Origin of the sequence: Streptomyces sp. AP-93, assembly GCF_022808175.1 — a bacterium.
Classification (GTDB): Bacteria; Actinomycetota; Actinomycetes; order Streptomycetales; family Streptomycetaceae; genus Streptomyces.
Genome location: NZ_JALGBX010000006.1, coordinates 235420 through 254618, shown reverse-complemented (window position 1 = coordinate 254618; position 19199 = coordinate 235420). Strand labels below are relative to the sequence as shown.

Genomic DNA, 19199 nt, shown 5'->3' with positions numbered 1-19199 from the left:
GGAGGAACCGTGTTCCTGCCCTACCCCGTGATCGAACAGCTCTCCCCCGTGCAGGTGGAGGACTGGGAGCAGCACTTCGCTGGCAGCCACCACGAACGCCCGCGCTCGATCGAGGAGGGGATCTGGCGGCGCACCCAGGACCCGGCCAACCGCGAGCAGTCCGGCTGGAGCGAGGACGCCGACGGCCGACGTCGCATCGTCCACTACCGCTACCAGTACGGGCTGGACTACACGTTCCCCGTGCCGCGCCTCGTGCTCTCCGACCTCTACCTCTACTGCTCGATCACGGCGCCCGAAGCCGAGATCGAGGACTACTCGAATGCCATCGAGGGGTGGCTCGCCCAGGGGCGGTGGCGGCAGAAGCCGGACGGCTGGCACCGCGGCGACCTCCGCTTCGCCATCTCGCGCTACGACGACCACCCGCAGGACGAGCGAGCCGACCGCGTCACCCCGCCGGGCTTCCGGACGCTCGACGTCACCTTCACCTCCGAGGGCTACGAGGTTTCGCGCACCGTGCGAAACCTGCCGTGGGACGTCCTCGCTGGCGGCATCCGGGTCAAGGATCAGCGCGGAGAGCCGACGATCACCGAGGACCTCAGCGGCCTCCTGGACTACCTGCCCTTCCAGGTCGAGATCGGGTGCGGCACGAGCATCGAGGCCGGCATCCCCCCGCTGCACTATCTCCACAAGGTCTACCGGGTCACGGCCCGCCGCGACAACGCCCTCACCCAGTCACACGCCTTCACCATGTCTCCGGCGGCCGACACCCTCGTCCAGGAGATGCTGGTCGACCCGAAGACCAAGGCTCCGGAGCTCGTGAAGATGTTCTCCGCCTGCTTCGTCGCCGATCCGACCGACGCCCACCACGCCCTGAAGGCCCTGCACGACTCAGGGCACATGATCGGCCCGGTTATCACTCACAACTTCGACCTCCTTCCGGCGCGAGTCGGTCTCAACGAGGTGTTCGTCCGGCGCTACGACCAGAAGATCCCGCCTGTCCCGCTCTACGACGAGGCCAAGGCCCTGCTGGTGGTCGGCCTGCACGCCGATCGCCGGTCCGTCCAGGCGCGGGCGCGGGCCAAGGGCATGAAGGTCTTCTACGTCGACCCGGAGGGCCTGATGGAGAACGGCGCCTTCAAGGAGTACCCCATCGAGGGAGCCCAGACGGGGGACGTCGTCGTGCGTCAGCCCGCCACGGACGCCCTCGGACGCCTGTGCGAACTGTTGAAGATCACGTACTAGCGTCGAACTCGCGCTAGCCGAGCAGTGGTTCAGACAGCGGTAGCGTCGTGGGGCGCACCGGATGATGCGCCCCACGACAACAAGGAACGGACAGCAATGCGAGTTTCAGTCATTGGCTGTGGTCACCTCGGCGCCCCGCACGCCGCCGCGATGGCGGAGCTGGGTCACGAGGTGATCGGTGTCGAGCTGAATCCGGACACATGCCGGATTCTCCAGAGCGGCCGGGGGGCCTTCTACGAAAAGGGCCTCGACGACCTGCTGGCCAAGCATGTCCCCTCGGGCCGCCTGCGGTTCACCACCGACCTCAGCGAGGCAGCAGCCTGGGCGGACCTTCACTTCATCGCGGTGGGGACTCCACTCCGCGATGACGGCCGCGGCTACGACGTCAGCCAGGTAATCGGTGCCATGCGTGCGCTCACTCCCCTACTCAAGCGGCCATGCACCATCGTGGGCAAGAGCACCGTGACCGTGGGCACCGTGGGCCGCCTCCAGGAGATCGTCGCGGCTGATGCCGTGGAGGGGGTCGAGCTCGTCTGGAACCCCGAGTTCCTTCGAGAAGGGCATGCCGTCGAGGACTCGCTCTATCCGGATCGCATTGTGGCGGGCCTCTCCTCAGCCGAGGCGCAGAAGGCTGTCGAAGAGGTCTATGCGCCGATTCTGGCGCGCGGTGACGCCGAACTCATCGTCACGGACCCCCAGACGGCCGAAGTCCTCAAGTCCGCCGCCAACAGCTTCCTGGCGACCAAGATCTCCTTCATCAACGCGATGGCCGAGGTCTGCGAGATCACCGGCGCCGACGTGAACACGGTGGCGTACGGCGTCGGCATCGACAAGCGGATCGGCCACGGCGGGATGAGGCCCGGCATCGGCTACGGCGGCGGCTGCCTGCCGAAGGACACAGCTGCCTTCACACACCGCGTTCGCGAGATCGGGGCCGTTCACGCGGCCGGCCTGCTCGAAGCGGTTGAGGCGGTCAACCACAGCCGTCTTGACGCAGCCTTCGAGCTCGTCCAGCGGGCCCACGGCGACGGCCTCGACGGCGCACCCATCGCCGTTCTGGGTGCCTCGTTCAAGGCGGGTACCAGCGATGTGCGGAACTCCCCCGCCCTCCACCTTGCCGGCCGCCTGCATCAGGCCGGTGCTCGCACGGTCATCTTCGATCCTGAATCGAATGAGGCGGCACGCCGCCTTCGCCCGGAGTACACGTACGCCAGTGACATTCAGGGCGCCCTCAACGGCGCGAAGGTCGTCGTGCTCGCCACCGAGTGGCCGCAGTTCACCGAGGACTCCAAGCTGCCGTCCGCTGCTGCGGACCAGGTACAGCGGCGAGTCCTGGTCGACGTGCGGAATGTCGTCGACACCGCGTCGTGGTGCGCCGCTGGCTGGGAAGTCTGGCAGCTCGGCCGGCCGCCCCAGCACCCCACTGTGTAGCCGCTGACGCTCAGCTCAGCCGAGCTGGGGGGCGGCCCAGCGAGATCCCGGAGGAGTAGATGGAAGACGTGTGGGTCCAGATCCCGGAGCTGCGTGGCCGCGACGAGCGTCGCAGCGGGGCCCCGGACGGAGTCAAAGAACTACTCCTCGTGACGAAGGTGTCCGAGGAAGCCAACGAGGCCGCGGAGCTCTACCGACGCATGAAGGGGTGGGGAACCGACGGGGTCGTCTCCGCGACTCTGCCCCAGGTCCAGGACGAGATCTGCGCTGCGATCATGGCTGGCATGGTCGCCCTAGACAGGCTCTCGCCTGATGGCTCGGCCGCCAGCGTCTGGGCACGCTACCTGGAGTACGGACACGACCGCGCCAAGAAGGAGAACGCAGGCTCCTGATTCGGCGCGGCGAAGCGGCGGCTTCCACCCTTACGGTGGGGGTCGCCCTTTTGCGTGTCGAGAGAGGTCACTGTGACTGCTGGGTCGTTCCACACGAGGACCGGATGCATTGCGATGATCACGACCGATGACTCGGAGATCATTCTGCAATTGCGAGATGAGAAGCCAAGTATCTGCTGGCCGGGCTACTGGTCGCTCCTCGGGGGGCAGATCGAGCCTGGCGAAACAGCGATGGAGGCAGTCCTCCGTGAGATCCACGAGGAAGCAGGGATCACTCCAGCCGACATCGCGGAGGTCACCGTCACGCCTCACGATCCGGCGAAGGCTCCCCCACGCGTCTTCCTTGGAACCTGGAGTGGAAGCGAGGGCGACCTGGTTCTCGGCGAAGGCCAAGCCCTGAAGCTCTTCCCCCTGGACGGACTCCCCGACAGGATGCCGCCCCACATCCGGGACTACATCGGCCAGCTCGGAGCCGCGCCACGCATAAGGCACCGATCCAGCAGCGGGCCCAGTCGCCCAGTGCCGAGACACACTGCTCCCTAGCGACTGCTCTCAAGGGAACGCTATCAAGGGTTGGCAACGTGACCAACCACATGACCAACAGCGGACCTGGACAGGCAGAAGCACGTGAAAACGGGCCGCATCCAGATAAGCGAAAGGACCTCCCCCGGGGAGGGAAAACGCCTGGTCAGAGGCCCTTTCGCTACGCTTCCCGGCTAGGGGTGGCGGCCTCGGTCGCCCTCCCCTTCTCCGCCGTCCCCACGGTCATCATGCCCCGGCCCCCGCGGGGCCTCCGCGGAGCCCCCCGAGCGGCCCCGCACCCGGTCCGACATGCGCTCTCGTCATCCTTTCGGCTCACTTCCGGGTGAAATCCCCGAATGGGTACGACACACCCGGCCCCACGTCGATAGCGTGGCGGGACACCCGCGCCACGCCACGAGGAGCCCCCCGCTGTCCAGCCACCTTCCGGCACAGGCCCGCGGAGGCTCCGACCCTTCCCACGGCTCCCACCCCCTCCCCGGCCCCGGCCCCTTCGACGACGCCGACGCTTTCGACGACTCCAACCCTTTCGACGACTGCGGGCTCGCACGGTTCAACGCCCTGTCCCCGGAAGCCGCCCACTCCGCCCTGCTGCACTGCTGCGGCAGCCGGCGCTGGGCCCACCGGGTGGCCGCCCACCGCCCTTACCCCGACTTCGGCGCACTACTCGCCGCCGCGGACGAAGCTTCGTACGACCTCTCCCAGCCGGACCTCTCCGAGGCACTGGCCTGCGAGTTCCCGCCGGAGCTGGAGCACGGGGCCTCGTACGCCGCGCTCCTCGCGCTCGACGCGGCGCACGCGGAGTACGAGCGGACCTACTGCCACGCCTTCGTGATCTGCCTCGACGGGACCACCCCGGAGGAGCAGGCGGACCAGCTGCTGGCCGCGATCCGGCGGCGGATGGAGCTGGACGTGGACGAGGAGCGCGCGATCTCCGCGGACGAGCTCCGTCGCGTCGCGCAGGTCCGACTCGCCGACCTGACACACTGGCTGACCTCGGCGGATGGGGTATCTGCTGCCGAATTCGGGCTATTCGCCCCTGTGGGATAGTCCGTCCGTGCCTGTTTGATCACACCGATGGCCCCCGCGCAAGGGAACCGACAAAGCGTCGCTACGATGTCCGGGGCCGGAGGACCGTACCCGGCCGGGCCCGACCGACAAAGAAGCCGGCTGGCCCCCGCCCCGCTTCCGGAGGGTTTTCCGTGCCGGCTGGAACGTTGTACCGCGGCCGGGAAGGAATGTGGTCCTGGGTGGCTCATCGAGTCACCGGCGTCCTCATTTTCTTCTTCCTGTTCGTACACGTCCTCGACACCGCTCTCGTCCGCGTCTCCCCCGAGGCGTACGACGATGTCGTGGCTACCTACAAGACTCCGATCGTCGCGCTGCTGGAGTACGGCCTCGTCGCCGCAATCCTGTTCCACGCGCTCAACGGTCTCCGTGTCATCGCCGTGGACTTCTGGTCCAAGGGCCCCCGCTACCAGAAGCAGATGCTCTGGACCGTGGTGGGCATCTGGGTCGTGCTGATGGTCGGGGCCCTGTACCCCGTCCTCGGACACGCTTACCTCGAACTCTTCGGGAAGTGACACGCATGTCTTCTGACACTTCTTTCGAAAAGGGCATCGGTGACGTGGAGGGCGTGTCCCTCTACGACGTCGACAACCCGGCGCCGTACATCGAGGCCCCGCGCAAGCGCACCAGCAAGACGCCGCGCTCGACCCGCGGCAACTTCGAGATGGTCGCGTGGCTCTTCATGCGCCTCTCGGGCATCGTGCTCGTCGTCCTCGTCATCGGCCACCTGCTGATCCAGCTCGTCCTCGACGGCGGCGTCTCCAAGATCGGCTTCGCCTTCGTGGCGGGCCGCTGGGCCTCCCCGTTCTGGCAGGGCTGGGACCTGCTGATGCTGTGGCTCGCGATGCTGCACGGCGCGAACGGTCTGCGTACCGTCATCAACGACTACGCGGAGCGCGCCAACACGCGTCTGTGGCTCAAGGGCCTGCTCTACACCGCCACGGTGTTCACCATTCTTCTGGGCACGCTGGTGATCTTCACCTTCGACCCGAACATCCGCTAGGCAACGGGGCTGAGGCGAAACCAATGAAGATCCACAAGTACGACACCGTCATCGTCGGGGCGGGCGGCGCAGGCATGCGCGCCGCCATCGAGTCGACGAAGCGCAGCCGCACCGCCGTGCTGACCAAGCTCTACCCCACCCGCTCCCACACGGGCGCCGCGCAGGGCGGCATGGCCGCCGCGCTCGCCAACGTGGAGGACGACAACTGGGAGTGGCACACCTTCGACACGGTCAAGGGCGGTGACTACCTGGTCGACCAGGACGCCGCCGAGATCCTGGCGAAGGAGGCCATCGACGCGGTCCTCGACCTCGAGAAGATGGGCCTGCCGTTCAACCGCACCCCGGACGGCACCATCGACCAGCGCCGCTTCGGCGGGCACTCCCGCAACCACGGCGAGGCGCCGGTCCGCCGGTCCTGCTACGCCGCGGACCGCACCGGCCACATGATCCTCCAGACGCTGTACCAGAACTGCGTCAAGGAGGGCGTGGAGTTCTTCAACGAGTTCTACGTCCTGGACCAGCTCCTGGTCGAGGAGGACGGCGTCAAGAAGTCGGCCGGCGTGGTCGCGTACGAGCTCGCCACCGGCGAGATCCACGTGTTCCAGGCGAAGTCCGTCATCTACGCCTCCGGCGGCACCGGCAAGTTCTTCAAGGTGACCTCCAACGCGCACACCCTCACGGGTGACGGCCAGGCGGCCTGCTACCGCCGCGGCCTGCCGCTGGAGGACATGGAGTTCTTCCAGTTCCACCCGACGGGCATCTGGCGCATGGGCATCCTGCTGACGGAGGGCGCCCGCGGTGAGGGCGGCATCCTGCGCAACAAGGACGGCGAGCGCTTCATGGAGAAGTACGCGCCGGTCATGAAGGACCTCGCGTCCCGTGACGTCGTCTCGCGCTCCATCTACACCGAGATCCGTGAGGGCCGCGGCTGCGGTCCCGCCGGTGACCACGTGTACCTGGACCTGACCCACCTGCCGCCGGAGCAGCTCGACGCGAAGCTCCCGGACATCACCGAGTTCGCCCGTACGTACCTGGGCATCGAGCCGTACACGGACCCGATCCCGATCCAGCCCACCGCGCACTACGCCATGGGCGGCATCCCGACGAACGTCGAGGGTGAGGTCCTCATGGACAACACCACCGTCGTCCCGGGCCTGTACGCGGCCGGCGAGGTCGCGTGCGTGTCGGTGCACGGCGCGAACCGCCTGGGCACCAACTCGCTGCTGGACATCAACGTCTTCGGCAAGCGCTCGGGCATCGCGGCGGCCGCGTACGCCCACGCCCACGACTACGTCGAGCTGCCCGAGAACCCGGCGCAGCAGGTCATCGACCTGGTCGAGCAGCTGCGCTCCTCCACGGGCAACGAGCGGGTCGCGGACCTGCGCCTGGAGCTCCAGGAGACGATGGACGCCTGCGTGATGGTGTTCCGCACCGAGCAGACGATCAAGACCGCGGTCGAGAAGATCGCGGAGCTGCGCGCGCGCTACAAGAACGTGTCCGTCCAGGACAAGGGCAAGCGCTTCAACACGGACCTGCTGGAAGCCATCGAGCTGGGCAACCTGCTCGACCTGGCCGAGGTCATGGCCGTGTCCGCGCTGGCGCGCAAGGAGTCCCGCGGCGGTCACTACCGCGAGGACTACCCGAACCGCGACGACGTCAACTTCATGCGCCACACCATGGCGTACCGCGAGGTCGACGACAACGGCCAGGATTCGGTCCGCCTGGACTACAAGCCGGTCGTCGTCACCCGCTACCAGCCGATGGAGCGTAAGTACTGATGGCCACCCCGACCCTCAGCAAGACGGACTCGATGGAGGCCGCGGCCGCGGCTTCGCCCTTCATCACGGTCACGTTCCGGATCCGGCGCTTCAACCCGGAGATCTCGGACGAGTCGACCTGGCAGGACTTCCAGATCGAGATCGACCCGAAGGAGCGCGTGCTCGACGGTCTCCACAAGATCAAGTGGGACCTCGACGGCACGCTGACCTTCCGTCGCTCGTGCGCGCACGGCATCTGCGGCTCCGACGCGATGCGGATCAACGGCAAGAACAGGCTCGCCTGCAAGACGCTGATCAAGGACATCAACCCGGAGAAGCCGATCACGGTCGAGGCCATCAAGGGCCTGACGGTGATGAAGGACCTCGTCGTCGACATGGAGCCCTTCTTCCAGGCGTACCGGGACGTCATGCCGTTCCTGGTCACCAAGGGCAACGAGCCGACGCGCGAGCGCCTGCAGTCCGCCGAGGACCGCGAGCGCTTCGACGACACCACCAAGTGCATCCTGTGCGCCGCCTGCACCTCCTCGTGCCCGGTGTTCTGGAACGACGGCCAGTACTTCGGCCCGGCGGCGATCGTCAACGCGCACCGCTTCATCTTCGACTCGCGTGACGAGGCGGGCGAGCAGCGCCTGGAGATCCTGAACGACAAGGACGGCGTGTGGCGTTGCCGCACGACCTTCAACTGCACCGACGCGTGCCCGCGAGGCATCGAGGTCACGAAGGCGATCCAGGAAGTGAAGCGGGCCCTGATCACCCGCCGCTTCTAGTTCTTGACGCACCTCTCGCACCGCTCGGCCCTTGCGGGCCTCACGGGCTTCGAGGTGCTGCGACGGACTCCGTCCGTCGGCGCGGCTGAGGCCGTCTGTCGTACGAGGGCCCCGTGCCCGGTGTTTCACGCACCGGGGGCGGGGCCTTCGGCGTTGGCCGCGTCGTGTCAGGCCCCGCGGATCTGGCTGGTGATGGTCGGGTCCGTGATGGCGGTGTCCCCGGCCAGCAGCATCGCCTTGCTGAGGATCACCGCCAGGGTGCGGTCCCCCTCGAAGGGCAGGTACCCGGTCTCCGGAGAGCCGCCGCCCTTCGGCACGATGCACAGGTACTGGTCGTTCGGCTCCATCAGGATGTTGCCGGAGCCGAGGTGGATCTTGTACGTGCGCAGTTCGCCCCGGACGTGCAGGAACCGGCCCTCGATGCGGCAGCGGTCCGCGATCGCCAGTCTCGGCACCAGCCGCTCCAGCAGCGCCCGCCGGGTCTCCGCGCTCTGCCCGAGCTCGCCGAAGCCGTACGAGGTCCAGTACGCGCGGAACCTCCCCTCGGGGCCGCCGTCGGACCAGGTGGGGTCGTTGCCCACGCTGGCGACCCCGACGAACAGGTCCACGTCGCGCAGCACCTCGCTGAGCACCAGCTCCGGTATCTCCGTCAGCGGGAGCGGGCCGACGGGGTCCCGGCCGTCACGCACGTACATGGTGTATCCGCCGCCGTAGGTGCTGGCCTCGTTCTGCGGGGCGTCGAGGGGATAGAAGCGCACCTGGTCGGTGCGCAGCCGCAGGTAGCTGCCGGAGTCGGTGGTGTCGGCGTCGTAGTCCCCGCTCTCCTCCCCCTCGATCCAGTACTCGGCGCGCAGCCCCCACTGCGGGAGCTCGCGGACGGCGGGCGGCGCGCTGTCGTCGACGCAGAGCCGGAGCTTGTTGCGCCAGCCGCGCACGGCGGCCAGGGAGTGGAACTGGTGCTGGCGCAGGACGTGGCCGGCGAAGCGGTTGGAGTACGTGCCGGTGGCCCGCTCGGCGTCGGTGAGCGGATACACCTCGCGGTGGGCCTGCTTGAACGGCTGTGTGATCGCGAGCGCTTCGAGGCGCTCGCGCACGGCGGCCACCTCGGCGGGCTCCCGGCCGACCGGATGCCAGAGCCGGACCTCGGCGTGGGCGGCGACGCACAGCGGCTCGCCCGTGACGGTGCGGATGTCGTGGCCGTCGTACACCGCAGGGACGCCTGCGACCGTCCAGACCAGGCGGCGGGCGAGGGTGCCGACCAGGGGGTGGTCGAGGTACCGCTCGCGCCAGGCCGCGTAGGTCCAGGTGCGGCGGGCGAGGAACTGCCGGTCGAGGCGCTCCGCCTGGGCGGCCAGCATCTTGTCGATGTCCTTGACGGCCGCCTTGAGCTCCTTGAGCTCCTCGGCGTGCCCCTGGCGGACGGCGGCCGGCACGGTCTTGACCGCCTTGCCGGCCGCGTTGCTCCAGGACAGCAGCACCTTCGGCCCGCGCACCTCCAGCAGGGCGACGGCCTGTCCGAAGGGCACCTCGGCGCGCCCGACCTCCGTCAGCCCGTACGCGGGCACGGCGAGCTCCTCGATCTCCTCCCGGCCCAGCCCGAGCGCCTCGGCACGCGCCTCCAGGGCCGCGTCGATGACCTTGAGGGTGCCCTTGAAGGTCACCCGGGCGGCCAGCCGGGCCAGTTCGGCCAGGGACGCCTCGCCCCCGGTCCGGGACAGGGCGGTGACCCCCGCGTTGGCCACTTTGGGATTGCGCGGGCCGAAGCCGGGGACCTTCTTCAGGCAGGTCTCCACGAGCCGGCCCAGGGCGCGCGGTACCTCGGGGTGCGCGGGCAGCAGCGCGAGCAGCCACGCCAGGCCGCGCAGGGCGTTGGCGTTGTGGGCGTCCAGCTGGCCCTCGTACCAGGTGTGCTCCAGGGCCAGCGTGCGCGGCCGGTCCACGAGCGCGAGCCAGCCGATGACGGCCTCGCGCAGCGCGTCGGGGCCGGCTCCGGTGTCCTCGATGAGCGCGCGGGCGGTCTTCTCCCACTTGGGGGTCGGCCGGGCGGCCGTGGCGGTGGCGGCGTGGGCGAGCAGCGGATCCCAGCAGGCGGCGGCCATCGCCTCGTCGGCCCACTGCTCGCCGACGTTGAGGGCGGGGCCGGTCAGCTGCCGGACGGCGTCCCTCACGCCGGAGCTGCTGTAGGACATCAGGGCGCTGCGCCGCAGGGTGGCCACGGCGGCGGGCGGGATGGTGCGCCCCGCGGCCAGCTCGTCGTGCACCCGCGTGGACCAGATGCCGTGGTAGGTGTAATAGGCCCGCCCGAGCTCTTCGAAGGCCCGCCGGGTCGCCGCGTCGAGGTCGGCCGCCATGTCAGCCACCCACCAGTGCGACGAGCTTGAGAAAGGTGACCTCGGTGCCCGGCGGAAGGTCGATCTCCTGGTCCAGGTCCGTGATCTGACGGTCCCCCACCAGCACGAGGAAGCCGTTGCGCCCGAAGGCGGCGAGCGCCGCCTCCACCTGCGCCCTCGGATCCACCGGGCCGCCCTCCTTCGCCGGGCGCACCAGGCGGCTGCCGGCGGCCTCGGACTCAGCCACTTCCCGGAATATCCGCCTCCTGATCAACTCGCGCAGTACGAGTCCCTCTTCGGCGATTTCCATCCCCCAGCCGTCACAGCGGCCCCCGGCAGTCGTCTCGTCGACGAACATCACGCTTCCCATGCCCGGAGATTAGGGGCGGGCAGTGACAATCGCTCTACTGAGCCGATGGAGCCTGTGGAATTATCGGCCCCATGAGTGAGCAGCAGCCGAATCCGTACGCGAGCGACCCGGGCCAGGGCGGCGGCCAGGACGACTACAAGTGGGGGCCGGGAACCCCGAGTTACGGCTACCCGCAGCCCTACCCGCAGCCCCCGGCCTACCAGCCGACCATCGCCGGAGCAGGCATTCCGGCCCAGATGCCGCCGATGCCGCCCATGGGCTACCCGGCCGCCGGGCTCTCCCTGGGCGACATCACGATCGCCGGCGACCAGATCATCACCCCGTCGGGGCCGATGCCGCTCAAGGGCGCGATCTGGAACGCCGCGGACTTCTCCCGGACGAAGGAGAAGATCCCGGCGCACGCGATCGTGCTGGCCGTCATCTTCTTCCTCTTCTGTCTGCTCGGGCTGTTCTTCCTCCTGATGAAGGAGCGCCGCACCACGGGCTACATCCAGATCACCGTGAACAGCGCCGGCCGCCACCACTCCACGATGATCCCCGCGGTGGACCCGGGCACCTACATGTGGGTGATGACCCAGATCAACCAGGCGCGCGCGCTGAGCATGTAGTCCCGGGCAGTCCCGTGTCCGCGTCCGGCAAGGAAGCCGGTGGCGGGCCGGGGGGCCCGTCGCGGAAGATCGCGGGATGATCATTTCCGGCTCGCGGGCCGGCGTCCCGGCTCCCGACGCACCCCTTCCGGTGAATCGCGTGGATACCGCACGGGTCCGTCCGGCCGCCCTACGATGATGGTCTCGACCCAGCCCACGGGAGGCCCGAGATGTCCGCAGCACCCGTCGAGTACTCCGCGTACCCGGACGAGGACAGGCCGCTGACGCTGCTCGAAGCGGCCAACAGGCTCACCGAGCAGGCCCCTGGCTACCGCGTCGAGATCATCGGAGGCCAGCTCACCGTGACGCCCCCCGCGGACATCCCGCACTCCAGGGTGCTGAACAAGATCACCCGTCCGTTCGTCGCGGCAGGCCTGGACGACGGCGAGACGGAGGTGCACCAGGGCATCGGGCTGTGGCTGCCCGACGGTCCGGACGACTTCGCCATCCCGGACCTCGTCGTCGTCGACGCGGACAGCGATGAGCACCTGGTCAGGAACAACTGCTACGACCCCGTCGTGTTCCGGCTCGTCCTCGAAGTGACCTCAAGCAACTACAACACCGACCTGCGCTCCAAGGTCGGCGCCTACGCGGACGCCATGATCCCGATCTACGTCATCGTCAACCGCCAGCACCAGCGGATCCACGTGCTGACCGATCCCCGCGAGGGCGACTACGGCAGCCACCGCGTCTACGCACCCGGCGAACTGGCCACGCTGCCGGACTCCCTCGGCGCGAAGGTCACCCTGGACGTCGAGGAACTCCTCGCAGCCGGCCGACCGCCCCAACGAAAGCCGGCGACCCCGTAGATCAGCACGGCTCCATTCGCTTGAACCTGTTCAAAAATGAGTCTACAGTCAGTGCCGTCAGCAGTTGAACACGTTCAAGGGGGCTGAGGGCAATGGACCTCACCGTGGTCGCGTACGTCATCTACCTGCTCATCAGCATCGGACTCACCGTCTGGGTGGCCCGCACGCTCAGCCACAACGGCCGCGTCTTCATCGGCGACGTCCTCCAGGGGAACGAGAAGCTCGCCGACGCCGTCAACCAGCTCCTGGTGGTCGGCTTCTACCTGGTCAACATCGGCTTCGTGACCCTCTACCTGCGGTCGGCCGAGGAGATCGTCGCGGCCCGCGGACTCTTCGAGGCACTGTCGGTCAAACTCGGAGTCGTGCTCCTGGTCCTCGGCTTCATGCACCTCGCGAACGTCTGGGTGCTGAACAAGATGCGCCGCCGGGGAATCATGGAGCGTCAGCAGACCCCGCCGGTCGCCCCCCAGGGGTGGACCGCGCCCGCCGGGGTCTGATCCCGGTGGCCACCGCTCCGACCGCCGCCGCGACCCGGCACCTGACGGTGCTCTACGACGCGAACTGCCCGCTCTGCGTACACATCCGGCACTGGCTGCTCGGCCAGCGTTGGCTGGTACCGCTCCGGCTCATCCCCGCGGCCTCCTTCGAGGCGCAGCGGCGGTACCCGCAGCTCGACCACGCCTCGACGCTGAAGGAGATCACCGTCATCGGCGACTCCGGACAGGTGTGGACCGGGACGGACGCCTTCATCGTCTGCCTGTGGGCGCTGGCCGAGCACCGGCCGAAGGCGAACTGGCTGGCCACCCCGGCCGGCCGGCCCTTCGCCCGGGCGGCCATGTACACGGCCTCCACCTGGCGCGAGGCCGTGCGGGACGGCTCCCCGGCGCAGATAGGGGAACCGGCCTGTGACGACCGGTGTTCCGCGCCCCGATAGGCTCGGTGCCGTGACTGATCAGAAGGCTCCCAAGAGCGAGCAGACCCGCACGCTCATCCTCGAAACCGCGCTCCGCCTCTTCCAGGAGCGCGGCTTCGACAAGACGACGATGCGCGGTATCGCCAAGGAGGCCGGAGTATCGGTCGGCAACGCCTACTACTACTTCGAGTCCAAGGAACACCTGGTCCAGGGCTTCTACGACCGGATCGGCGCCGCCCACCTGGCGGCGGTCCGGCCGATCCTGGACAACGAGACCGACCTGCAGAAGCGGCTCGCGGGCGTCCTGACCAGCTGGCTGGACATCGCGGCTCCGTACCACGAGTTCGCCTCGCAGTTCTTCAAGAACGCCGCGGACCCGGAGAGCCCGCTCAGCCCGTTCTCCCCGGAGTCGGAGGCGGCCCGCAAGACGGCGATCGACATGCACCGCGAGGTGCTGGCGGGGGCCAAGACCAAGGTCCCCGACGAACTGGCCGACGTACTGCCGGAGCTGATGTGGCTCTCGCAGATGGGCCTGGTCCTCTACTGGGTCTTCGACCGCTCCCCGGACAGCGAGAAGACCCGGCGGCTCGCACAGCGCGGCGCGCAGCTCACGACCCGGGGCATCATCCTGGCCCGGTTCCGGGTGCTGCGGCCGCTGGTGCGCGAAGTGCACGAGCTGTTCACGGACTTCCTGCCGGGCATGGCCCAGTCGGCCGTGTCCCGTCCGGGCCGCAAGCGGGCCTCCGACCCCGACGCGGGGCCGGAGGAAGGTCCGGAGGAGGGCCCGTAGGCGGGTCCTAAAGGGTGTTGCAGAAGGCTTTGTTTTGGGCATTTTGCCTGTATGGGTGGGGTGTTGCGGGCTGAGTCGGTGTGGGTGGAGACGTTCACGGGCTTGCGGATCGATCGGTTCGCGAGGCTGGTGAAGGTGGTGCGGGAGCGGGGCGGGAACGGGCCCGGCGGTGGCCGGCCCTGGTGTCTGCCGCTGGCTGACCGGGTGCTGCTGGTGGCCGTGTACTACCGGACGAACTCACGATGCGGCAGCTCGCTCCGCTGTTCGGGATCTCCCCGGCCACCGTCTGCCGGGTCATCCAGCGCCTGCGGCCCTTGCTGGCGCTGGAACCGGCCCCGCGCCCGGTCGCCGACGTGGACCGGTTGCGGATCGTGGACGGCACCTTGATCCCCGTCCGCGACCGCACCGTTGGCGCTTCGTCGAGGAACTACCGGTTCTCGGCGAACGTGCAGGTCATCATCGACGCGGACAGCCGTCTGGTCGTCGCCTCAGCCCGCCCTGCGCCGGGCAACAAGGCAGATGCCCACGTCTGGCGCGAGTCGGACCTGCCGGCCGCGGCAGCCGGGGCGACGGTCATCGCGGACGGCGCCTACCTGGGCACCGGGCTGATCGTCCCGCACCGCAGACGAGCTGGACGTCCCCTCCTGCGTGGGCAGGAGGAGGACAACGCCGAGCACCGGCGCGTTCGCGCCCGCGTCGAGCACACCTTCGCCCGTATGAAGAACTGGAAGATCCTCCGCGACTGCCGCCAGAAAGGCGACGGCCTCCACCACGCCGTCCAGGCCGTCGCCACCATGCACAACCTCGCCATGGCACAGTGAAACACCAGGTCAAACACCACTCAGGCCTGCCCGAGCCGGACCTTCTGCAACACCCTTTAGGAAGCAGTCCTCGCAGCGATCTCCCTTCGTCATTTCCGAAGGGCTCTCGATGGGCCCAAACGATACGCCTGGCCGGTAGGCCCAGCCGAGTTCGTTCGCCCCAACTCCCCGCGCGACACTCCGAACTGACCTACAGATTGCTCAAATGTCACTCATCGGGAGTATGAGAGACGAGGCTTTCCCATCACCGCAGGTCACAAGCACCTATCGAGGTCATGCGGACCCGCTCCCTCAGCGCTCTCACCCTCGCCCATGTGTCGCACATCACTGGGGACTTGCCGTTCAAATACATGATCAGAGCTAGGCGACCAGGACCTGCTTCTGGTGCCGCCGACGTGCCCTTCGGCACAACTGAACGACGGTGTGTTTTCCCGAGTCCCTTTCCCCAACGGCTCGATAGTGCGCTTATCGGGTCAGGAGTGGACATGTTGTTCACGTCAGGCGTGTAGCCCTTGAGCCGGTCCAACTGCTCGACCTTCTCGATGTTCTTGATGTTCCTTACGTGCAGCCGCCATATGAATCCCGGATAGGCTCACAAATGCGGGAACCAGACGGCACAAACAGTGGTACGGAAAAAGCGGCGTGACGGACACTCAGGGGCAGAGCATGGTGAACACGGAACTGTCGGTCACCAAGAGCACCATGACCCGCCAGGCCGCGGTACCGGCGCCCGGACGGTTCGACGCCGCGGTCGAGGAGCGGCTCGACCGCGAGGCCACGGCCCACGTCGAGGACAACCGCCCGCAGGCGACCCGCGACGGATACGCCGCCGACTGGAAGGCCTGGCTCAGGTTCTGCGCCGAAGCCGACCTGCCGCCGGCCGCCGTCCGCTCCGGGACGCTCGTCGCGTTCGTGGAGTGGTGCTGGCACCAGCCCGCCCGGCCGCCGAAGCCCGGTGCGGCGCAGGTAGGCCGCCGTAGTGGGCGATCACCGCGTCCGCGACGTGCTGCGGGCCGTCAGGCCGGTGTGGTCGCTGATCTCCGTGACGAGCTGGTCGGTCTCCAGGAGGACACGCACGTTCATCATGACGGGATGCCGGTAAGAACCCTGTCACCAGCCGCGAACGGTGGTGATCTTGCCGGGTGTCCCTCATGCAGGTGAGAGCCCGATGCCGTACACCTGCGGTGTGAGATCCAGCAGCTGCGCCCGCTCCTGGACCAGGTCCCAGCCTCTGGGCAGGACCTGGCCCACTTGGCCCCCGCGCTCCTGTTCCGACGCTCGTCCGGGGCGTTGTCGGCGGTGCAGATGCAGGCGCTGCCGACGCAACGTGCGCGCTTGGGGGAACTGCTCGGCCAACGAGGCGGGATCGTCTGCCGAGCACAGGTGCCTGTCAGTCTTGGATGATCTCGTCGTCAGCAGCGCGGGCGACTACGTACACGGTGTCTTCCAAGAAGACGGCCGGGTAATGACCGGGACCGGGATTACACTTCCCGCCGTAACCCCCCACCAGTTCGTGCCCATCGACGTTGATTCGCTCACCCGCCCCGAGGGCACCGTGACCTTGATCGAGAAGCTGTTCGGCGTCTCCCGCAACACCGTCTACAACTACGTGCCCGAACTGAAGGGCGGCCGCCTCGCACTCGCCGAGACGACCAGTACGGCGGAACTGCCCCGGGCCTCCAGGCCAGAGGACTGATCACCGTCGTTTGCGGCTGGTGACACGGTTCTTACCGGCACCCCAAGATGCCCGTGAGTTCATGGAAACTGAAGGGTCTTCAGTGGGAACCCGGAGGTTCGTCGCCGTGCTGCGAGGGGGTGAACCCGTGGGTTCGTGGTGAAGCCACGGTATCGGCTTCGGTTGACTGTTCCATGAGTTGCCGTGCGGAGGCCGCGTAACGAATCGCGGTCTTCTCGTCGATGAAAAAGATAGGAGCCTCACGACCCGAGCGAGGGCATTGACGGACCGCCACCACCGATCATGATCGTTCTCACCGATACTGACTGTCCGGCTGGTCCCCATGGCCGGGCTCGCGGGTCCGGGTCGACTACAGCGGCGAGCGGCCCGTACTCGCGGTGAAACTGCAGGAGTTGTTCGGCTGGTCTGCCGCCTTCGCGCTGGCGGACGGGCGGGCCCCGCTGACCGTCCACCTGTTCTCCCCGGCTGGGCACCCGGCCGCCGTCACCGGCGACCTCGCGTCGTTCTGGCGCGAGGGCTACCGCGCCGTGCGGGCCGAGCTCCGCGGCCGCTACCCCCGCCACCCGTGGCCGGAGGACCCGGCTGCGGCCGAGCCGACCCGGCGGCTCAACACGCCCAACCGGGGAGCGCCACGGGCAGCCCGGGGTCAGCCGCCACCCGAGCCAGCCGAGGCCGAACCGCCGGAGGTCCAGCCGGAGTTGGGCTGCGGCCGATCGCGCGTGCTGCGCTCGGTGCGCAGCTCCACCACTACCCCAGCCGGGCCGAGCAGGGCCTTCAGCGCGTCGGCGAGCCGCTGCGGGTCGCCGCCGTCCGGGAGCGCGAGCCGCTCCCGGACGCCCCGCAGGACGAGTTCCAGCGCGAGCGTGGAGACGGCCGGCTTGTAGTCCCCCTGGTGCGGCTCCACCACCTTGTGCGTCAGCCGCACCTCGCGCAGGGTCTTGACGGGCAGCCAGTCGTCCGGCCCGGCGGCCCGGACCAACCGCAGAGACGCGGGCACCCCGGCCGGCGCGAACTCCACCCGCAGGATGTCCCGGGCCCGGGGAAAAGCCAGCGCCAGCCAGCCGATCAGGTACTCCAGCCCGGCGATCACCCCCACCACCACGAACACGGTCGACGCCCGCGCCCCGGCCAGCGCCATCCAGAAGGCGACGAGCAGGGTCGGCACGCCCAGAGCGAGCGGAGTGAACAGCGCCGGCCCCGCCGAGGTCAGCGCGTTCCACGTCGGCCCGGCCGGGCCGACGCGCAGGACCAGATCCGTCGAGTCGGGGCCTTGTCTCAGCAAGGGATCGGTGGCCATGCCTCCAGCGTAGGACCGGTCCGCAAGAGCGCCTCGACCTTATCCGAGGCGATAAGCGTGCCGCGCCTCATCGCCAGATCCGATGGAGAAATCTCGCTGGATTCTCCAAATTCCGCACCGGAGCGAGGCGTGGCGGGCCATACTTGACATGAAGAACCCGGAGAACCGGGTAAGAATCTGCCGGAGCCGCCATGAAGATCACCATCGAGGGCGTGGACGAGGCCTTCGCCGAGAAACTCGTCGCCCTCGCCGCCGCGCACCGGGCCGAGCTCACTATCACGACCGTCAACACCGGCTGGACCGCCGACCGGGCCGAGCGCTACCTCCGCGCCCTGACCGCCGGCGCCCGCCGGTTCGCCGAGATGGTCGTCATCGACGGAAACGGCCACATCGACGCCGACCGGCTGCGCAGCACGATCGGCAAGCTCAACGGCCCGACCGTCGCCCTGTCCCGCACGATCCCGCGCGGAGTCCGCGAGGGCTGGTGGCCCGAGGGGATCAGCGCGCCGATCAGCCCGGTATGGGACCCGGACAACCCCAGCTGGCACAAGAACATCGCCTACCAGATGGATCGGGAGCACGTCCCGGTCTTCCGAGACGCCTTCGCCCGCCTGGGTGTTGCCCCCACCCCGGTCTCATGGGGCAGCGACGACGTGCCGTCCGCGTTCGACCCGCCCCCGGGCTGGGGACCCGATGACGACGTACCCCGCGTCATGTTCGACGATCCCGGCCAAGAGCCCGGGTGAGAAGGGGGTTGCGCGGCTAACCCCGCCGTCCTCCACAGTCGGCGCGGCCCGCTAGACGAGCGGACCACACCGACCGCGAAAGGCCCCTCGTGTTACCCGAACTGTTCACCGAGATCCTGTCCGGCGCTCTCATCACCACCTGCTCCACCGCACTGCTGGCCGGAGCCGCCACCGTCCCCCGCCGACTGCTGAACCGCTGGACCGCAGCCGGTCAAGATCTCGCGTCAGCTGCCCCGTTGGAGTGCGCACGCACGCTCCGCCGGTACACCCTGCTGCGCACCTGCGGCCCGGGCCAGTACGACACCACCCGGCCCAGCGGCACCGTCATCACCCACCACATCGACGGACGCACGCAGCGCTTCGAGCTCACCGACGTCCCGCTCGGCGACGGCACCTACGCCGCCGAGCCCATCGACTGACCGAAGGAGGGCAAACCAGTTGAGCACCAGCCATCCGCCGGCCGGGCCGCCGGACGCCGCCAGGATCACGGGCACGGAGCCGCACCCGGCACCCGCAGCTGGGCGGTGCACCTGCACACGGCGGCCCTGGCCGAAGTCGA

Annotated in this window: 21 protein-coding genes and 2 pseudogenes; 20 read left to right on the top strand and 3 right to left on the bottom strand. The window is 68.7% G+C overall.

Going from position 1 to position 19199, the window contains the following annotated elements; translation table 11 throughout:
- Positions 1-9: 9 nt before the first annotated feature.
- From MTF69_RS12765 to MTF69_RS12725, 9 genes are all read left to right on the top strand, one after another.
- On the top strand, positions 10-1242 hold the full coding sequence (locus MTF69_RS12765) for a hypothetical protein (protein WP_243333608.1): 1233 nt from the start codon (positions 10-12) through the stop codon (positions 1240-1242).
- A 96-nt stretch (positions 1243-1338) separates the two neighbouring features.
- A complete protein-coding gene (locus MTF69_RS12760) occupies positions 1339-2673 on the top strand; it encodes a UDP-glucose/GDP-mannose dehydrogenase family protein (RefSeq protein WP_243333606.1) in 1335 nt (444 codons plus the stop codon).
- A 59-nt stretch (positions 2674-2732) separates the two neighbouring features.
- Positions 2733-3065, top strand: a complete 333-nt coding sequence (locus MTF69_RS12755; protein WP_243333604.1) for a hypothetical protein — start codon at positions 2733-2735, stop codon at positions 3063-3065.
- Positions 3066-3179: 114 nt separating this feature from the next.
- A complete protein-coding gene (locus tag MTF69_RS12750) occupies positions 3180-3608 on the top strand; it encodes an NUDIX domain-containing protein (protein ID WP_243333601.1) in 429 nt (142 codons plus the stop codon).
- 369 nt (positions 3609-3977) lie between these two features.
- Positions 3978-4655, top strand: coding sequence for a 2-oxo-4-hydroxy-4-carboxy-5-ureidoimidazoline decarboxylase (locus tag MTF69_RS12745; RefSeq protein WP_243333600.1), 678 nt, complete (start codon positions 3978-3980; stop codon positions 4653-4655).
- Positions 4656-4807: 152 nt separating this feature from the next.
- Positions 4808-5188, top strand: coding sequence for a succinate dehydrogenase, cytochrome b556 subunit (gene sdhC, locus MTF69_RS12740; RefSeq protein WP_266880720.1), 381 nt, complete (start codon positions 4808-4810; stop codon positions 5186-5188).
- Between the two features lie 5 nt (positions 5189-5193).
- Entirely contained in the window at positions 5194-5676 is a 483-nt protein-coding gene (locus tag MTF69_RS12735) for a succinate dehydrogenase hydrophobic membrane anchor subunit (RefSeq protein ID WP_243333595.1), read from the top strand.
- Between the two features lie 23 nt (positions 5677-5699).
- On the top strand, positions 5700-7454 hold the full coding sequence (sdhA, locus tag MTF69_RS12730; RefSeq protein ID WP_243333594.1) for a succinate dehydrogenase flavoprotein subunit: 1755 nt from the start codon (positions 5700-5702) through the stop codon (positions 7452-7454).
- Complete coding sequence (locus tag MTF69_RS12725) at positions 7454-8221, top strand: succinate dehydrogenase iron-sulfur subunit (RefSeq protein WP_243333593.1); 768 nt, start codon at positions 7454-7456, stop codon at positions 8219-8221. Before sdhA ends, MTF69_RS12725 begins: the two co-directional genes overlap by 1 nt.
- Before the next feature lie 167 nt (positions 8222-8388).
- On the opposite strand, the gene MTF69_RS12720 is transcribed toward MTF69_RS12725, so the two are convergent.
- Together MTF69_RS12720 and MTF69_RS12715 are read right to left on the bottom strand one after the other, a co-directional pair.
- Entirely contained in the window at positions 8389-10572 is a 2184-nt protein-coding gene (locus tag MTF69_RS12720) for a DUF4132 domain-containing protein (protein ID WP_243333847.1), read from the bottom strand.
- A 1-nt stretch (position 10573) separates the two neighbouring features.
- Positions 10574-10909, bottom strand: coding sequence for a hypothetical protein (locus MTF69_RS12715; protein ID WP_243333592.1), 336 nt, complete (start codon positions 10907-10909; stop codon positions 10574-10576).
- An 83-nt stretch (positions 10910-10992) separates the two neighbouring features.
- On the opposite strand from MTF69_RS12715, the gene MTF69_RS12710 reads away from it, so the two are divergent.
- The 9 genes and pseudogenes from MTF69_RS12710 to MTF69_RS12670 all read left to right on the top strand — a co-directional run.
- The gene (locus MTF69_RS12710) at positions 10993-11529 is read left to right on the top strand and encodes a hypothetical protein (protein WP_243333591.1); all 537 of its coding nucleotides are present in this window, start codon (positions 10993-10995) and stop codon (positions 11527-11529) included.
- A 209-nt stretch (positions 11530-11738) separates the two neighbouring features.
- Complete coding sequence (locus tag MTF69_RS12705) at positions 11739-12377, top strand: Uma2 family endonuclease (protein WP_243333590.1); 639 nt, start codon at positions 11739-11741, stop codon at positions 12375-12377.
- Positions 12378-12469: 92 nt separating this feature from the next.
- Positions 12470-12874, top strand: coding sequence for a hypothetical protein (locus tag MTF69_RS12700; protein ID WP_243333589.1), 405 nt, complete (start codon positions 12470-12472; stop codon positions 12872-12874).
- Positions 12875-12879: 5 nt separating this feature from the next.
- On the top strand, positions 12880-13311 hold the full coding sequence (locus MTF69_RS12695; protein ID WP_374322894.1) for a thiol-disulfide oxidoreductase DCC family protein: 432 nt from the start codon (positions 12880-12882) through the stop codon (positions 13309-13311).
- A gap of 10 nt (positions 13312-13321) precedes the next feature.
- Positions 13322-14080 (top strand): TetR family transcriptional regulator, encoded by a 759-nt coding sequence (locus MTF69_RS12690; protein WP_243333587.1) that lies wholly within the window; start codon positions 13322-13324, stop codon positions 14078-14080.
- Between the two features lie 51 nt (positions 14081-14131).
- A pseudogene (locus MTF69_RS12685) lies at positions 14132-14901 on the top strand (transposase).
- Positions 14902-15543: 642 nt separating this feature from the next.
- The gene (locus MTF69_RS12680) at positions 15544-16062 is read left to right on the top strand and encodes a hypothetical protein (RefSeq protein WP_243333584.1); all 519 of its coding nucleotides are present in this window, start codon (positions 15544-15546) and stop codon (positions 16060-16062) included.
- Between the two features lie 352 nt (positions 16063-16414).
- Positions 16415-16597 carry a helix-turn-helix domain-containing protein gene (locus tag MTF69_RS12675; RefSeq protein ID WP_243333583.1) on the top strand — a complete coding sequence of 61 codons (183 nt, stop codon included), beginning with the start codon at positions 16415-16417 and terminating at the stop codon, positions 16595-16597.
- A 329-nt stretch (positions 16598-16926) separates the two neighbouring features.
- Positions 16927-17211 (top strand): annotated as a pseudogene (locus MTF69_RS12670) (ATP-dependent helicase C-terminal domain-containing protein); the annotation flags it as partial.
- Between the two features lie 32 nt (positions 17212-17243).
- Here the strand turns inward: MTF69_RS12670 and MTF69_RS12665 are convergent.
- The gene (locus MTF69_RS12665; RefSeq protein ID WP_243333581.1) at positions 17244-17894 is read right to left on the bottom strand and encodes a hypothetical protein; all 651 of its coding nucleotides are present in this window, start codon (positions 17892-17894) and stop codon (positions 17244-17246) included.
- A 191-nt stretch (positions 17895-18085) separates the two neighbouring features.
- Between MTF69_RS12665 and MTF69_RS12660 the strand changes: the two genes are divergently transcribed.
- The gene (locus MTF69_RS12660; protein WP_243333579.1) at positions 18086-18640 is read left to right on the top strand and encodes a hypothetical protein; all 555 of its coding nucleotides are present in this window, start codon (positions 18086-18088) and stop codon (positions 18638-18640) included.
- An 89-nt stretch (positions 18641-18729) separates the two neighbouring features.
- On the top strand, positions 18730-19059 hold the full coding sequence (locus tag MTF69_RS12655; protein ID WP_243333577.1) for a hypothetical protein: 330 nt from the start codon (positions 18730-18732) through the stop codon (positions 19057-19059).
- Positions 19060-19199: the final 140 nt, after the last annotated feature.